This window comes from SAR324 cluster bacterium (genome assembly GCA_029245725.1).
Classification (GTDB): Bacteria; SAR324; SAR324; order SAR324; family NAC60-12; genus JCVI-SCAAA005.
In genome coordinates, this window is record JAQWOT010000042.1 from 1 (window position 1) to 3,833 (window position 3,833).

Here is a 3,833-nt window from a genome sequence, read left to right on the forward strand (position 1 = left end):
CTAATTTATTAATTATGGGCAATATGAATCACTGTTATTCGATCTTTCTTGTTTTTTTTTGATCCTAAGTGTATAAAATTTCTCTACCTGCTGGACCATTTCAACAGAATACTGCTCAATGAGTAGTTTTCTAATCACGCAGATTGCAAGGGTCCTCACGCCGTTTAATCTGTCCACCTCGCTGAATCGTCCCCTAAAACGCATCAGTTCCTGTGGAATAAGATCTACTGTTCGAGGGCAAGGGTAATCTGTTTTGGGTTGGTGCTTCTGGAGTTACTGGGCTAAGCCAAGTAGCGTTTCCCAACCCGTTTCGCGGGTTTTCTAAGGAAGGACTTGCTGTACGGGAAAGGCAACAAGGACCGGGTTCCGATTGCAACAAGCTTTAGAGTTTGAAGGTAGTTGGTAAGGGGCAGGTGGGCTTGGCATCCCATGTGGGATGCTTCATGTTGTGGGATTCAGGCCTGGAGTCACTCAACAAATGGACGCAACAGGTCGTCTTTCGAGAGAAATAAACGTGAATATATACGTGGGAAATCTAGCTTATAGTGTCACCGAAGAACAATTGCGCGAAGCTTTTGGGGAATTTGGTGAAGTAGACAAAGTCTCGATTATCATGGATCGCATGACCAACCGTTCCAAAGGATTTGGTTTCGTGGAAATGCAGGATGATTCTGAGGCTGAAGCTGCCATTCGGGGACTCAACGAGCAACCCATTAATGGACGTGCTGTCAGGGTAAATGAGGCTCGACCTCGTGAAGAGCGCCCAAGACGTCCAGCGCCACCGCGCTGAAACTTGCGGCTTGGAAGCCGCATCGCGATCCCCCTTTCACAGTGTATCGTCAGACTTTTGAAGATACACTGTCTCTCCCGCCGATTTATCTCCTCCCAGTGGATTGTGAAGAAACATGCTGTCCTTCTCAGAGATCTTAAATTTGCTTGGCCTGCATCAACGATCTCAACTCTGAAAATTGCTAATCTAAATATTCCTGAAAACAGCAGAACTCTCATTCAAGGACCAAGCGGTTCTGGAAAAACAACCCTCTTATCCCTGTTAGCAGGGATTCTATTACCCACTTCAGGGCAAACGGTTGTCCTCAGTGAAGACCTGACGAGATTAAACAGCAAAAGGAGAGATGCCTTTCGAGTGGACCACATTGGTTTTCTTTTCCAGCAGTTCAATCTGATTCCTTACCTCAATCTTATCGAAAATGTTCTACTCCCCTGTAGATTCAGCAGAGTACGCTATCAGAATGCAGGAAGTGATGAGGCTGGTTTAAAAGATGAGGCTTGCCGCTTACTCAACCTCCTAGGGTTGGAACCCGAAAAATTTTCTCATCTGACGACTCAGAAACTAAGTGTAGGCCAACAACAAAGAGTTGCTGCAGCTCGAGCACTTGTAGGAAATCCAAAACTGATTTTGGCAGATGAACCAACTTCAGCACTTGACCCTGAAAATCGATTAGCTTTTTTGGAATTAATATTTAAAGAGTGCTCAAAAAACCAAACTACCTTGATCATGGTCAGTCACGATACGTCTCTATCGGCTCAATTTGATCAAGTCATTGACCTAGATGTTTTGAATCAAGCGAACAGGTTCTGAATTGGATTTTTCAGCAGAGAGAACTGAACATGCTGTTTAAATTAGCTTGGTTGAGCATCTTGAACAGAAGGGGCACAGCCTTTTTAACGATTTTTTCCATAGCCGTCAGTGTGGCGCTTTTGCTCGGTATCGAACAACTTAGAGAGAGCATGCGCAATAGCTTTTTACAGACGGTATCAGGAATCGATCTGGTAGTTGGGGCTCGCGGCGATGCAATTCCGATATTGTTGTATTCAGTTTTCCGACTTGGTGAGGCAACGAATAATTTGCGATGGCAAAGTTATCTTGAGTGGACTGGAGATGAAAGAGTTGAGTGGGCTATACCGATATCACTCGGAGATTCCCACAAAGGGTATAGAGTTTTGGGTACCACTACAGACTATTGGAAGCATTACAAATACGGTCATAATCGTAAAATAGAACTCGAGGCGGGCAAGTTTTTTGATGGGCTTTATGACGCAGTCATTGGGTCTGTGGTTGCTGAGAAACTAGGGTATCAACTGAATCAACAAATTGTCATCGCACATGGAGCAGGCAGCGCTGCTCTTTTTAAACACGATGACCAACCATTTCGAGTAGTTGGTATTTTAAAACCAACTGGAACGCCAGTTGACCAGACCATCCATGTAAGCCTGGAGGCGATTGAAGCAATTCACATTGGCTGGGAAGATGGATTTCCTTCAACAGAAACTGACAACCCAGAGACAATTAAATTATCTGATCTTCAACCAAAGAGCATCACAGCATTTTTAGTCAGGCTTACCTCCAAAATGCACACTTTTAGATTACAGGGAGAAATCAACGCCTATGAGAAGGAACCTCTTTCCGCAATTTTGCCTGGTGTTACGATGCAAAAGCTTTGGCAAATTATGGGAATTTTTGAGAAAACTTTGATGGCAGTTAGTGCAATTGTGATTCTATCCAGTTTGACGAGCTTAATCAGCCTTCTGCTGGCAACAATGAACGAGCGTAGAAGGGAAATGGCTATCTTACGTTCAGTTGGTGCAGGCCCATTAACTGTTTTCTATCTATTGTGGATCGAAGCTACAATACTCTGTTTTGTAGGAGTTTGTCTAGGATTTGTCTTTCAGTACATTGGATTGATTGCTGTAAGCTCTATTGTACAAGATCAACTGGGCTTACAGATTCTTCTTGAATGGCCAGGGACGAAAGAATTCTTATTTGTTTTATTGATCATGACTTGTGGTATGTTAATGAGCTTTTTCCCTGCTTGGCGGGCTTACATGAATTCCCTGCATGATGGCTTACTGCCTAAAGCGTGATTAGAGAATTGATGAAATGTCAATATGTCGCTCCCTGTTTCTTCGAAGATTGATTTTGTTCTTAATGATCTCAACATTTACAGGATCAGTTTGCTTCGGTTTTGATATAAAAAAATTATTGTTTGAATATCTAGTTAAACCTAATGCGCCCATCATAGAAGTTTCTTGGCGCGATTTAGTTCAGTATGACTATCATCGGAAAATCATTCCACCAAGACTGCAATCTATTGAGGGGAAACTAATTAGGGTACCAGGATATGTGGTGCCTTTGCTGGGGGATTTTGGCGGAGATTTTGAGAGTTTAGAAGAATTTCTTCTGGTTCCCGTATATGGCATGTGTATCCATGTTCCACCACCACCGCCCAACCAAGTCATTTATGTGAAAATGAATGAACCTGTGGAAGTAGAAAAATTATTTGATGCAGTTTGGGTCACTGGTCAATTGCAAATTGATGTAAGTGAATTGCCAAATACCGAAAACCTGAACTATGCACCAGAAGGAGGATTTTTTCTGACAGGGATTGAAGTAGAGGTTTATGAGCGTGATGTTAGCAACTAAGTCTCAAAACTATAGATATTGTTAGTAAACTTGGTTGAGGTTCAACTTGGATTCAGCAGCTAAACTTAATATTGAAATTAGGCCGATTAAATCCAACGAACACCAGCAACTTATTGATTTGTGGCTTGAATGCGGACTTACACGGTCATGGAATAAACCTGAAGAAGATATACGGCGCAAAATGCAGGTACAATCTGAACTATTGCTTGGTGCTTTCCAAAGTGGTCAGCTAGTTGGCAGCATTATGGCAGGTTACGATGGTCATCGTGGGTGGATGAATTACGTGGGTGTCTTACCTGCTTTCCAGCGTAAAGGGATTGGGAAAAAATTAGTTGAGATGGCTGAAGAAGGCCTCAAACAACTTGGTTGTCCAAAGGTGAATCTGCAGCTT

The 3,833-nt window shown here is 42.8% G+C and carries 5 protein-coding genes; all 5 read left to right on the forward strand.

Going from position 1 to position 3,833, the window contains the following annotated elements; all coding sequences use genetic code 11:
* The first annotated feature begins 514 nt into the window (after positions 1-514).
* Positions 515-790: an RNA-binding protein gene (locus P8O70_01635; protein MDG2195586.1), complete on the forward strand. Its 276-nt coding sequence runs from the start codon at positions 515-517 to the stop codon at positions 788-790.
* Between the two features lie 105 nt (positions 791-895).
* Positions 896-1,600, forward strand: a complete 705-nt coding sequence (locus P8O70_01640) for an ATP-binding cassette domain-containing protein (GenBank protein ID MDG2195587.1) — start codon at positions 896-898, stop codon at positions 1,598-1,600.
* Positions 1,601-1,629: 29 nt separating this feature from the next.
* Positions 1,630-2,883 carry an ABC transporter permease gene (locus tag P8O70_01645; GenBank protein MDG2195588.1) on the forward strand — a complete coding sequence of 418 codons (1,254 nt, stop codon included), beginning with the start codon at positions 1,630-1,632 and terminating at the stop codon, positions 2,881-2,883.
* Between the two features lie 64 nt (positions 2,884-2,947).
* Positions 2,948-3,442: a DUF3299 domain-containing protein gene (locus P8O70_01650; GenBank protein ID MDG2195589.1), complete on the forward strand. Its 495-nt coding sequence runs from the start codon at positions 2,948-2,950 to the stop codon at positions 3,440-3,442.
* A gap of 46 nt (positions 3,443-3,488) precedes the next feature.
* The coding region (locus tag P8O70_01655; GenBank protein MDG2195590.1) for a GNAT family acetyltransferase at positions 3,489-3,833 on the forward strand (345 nt) is incomplete at its 3' end.

What these genes read in the sequence shown, in the direction of transcription:
- P8O70_01645 (MDG2195588.1), top strand. Translation starts at nt 1,630, where the DNA reads ATGCTGTTTAAATTAGCTTGGTTGAGCATCTTGAACAGAAGGGGCACA.
- P8O70_01650 (MDG2195589.1), top strand. Translation starts at nt 2,948, where the DNA reads ATGATCTCAACATTTACAGGATCAGTTTGCTTCGGTTTTGATATAAAA.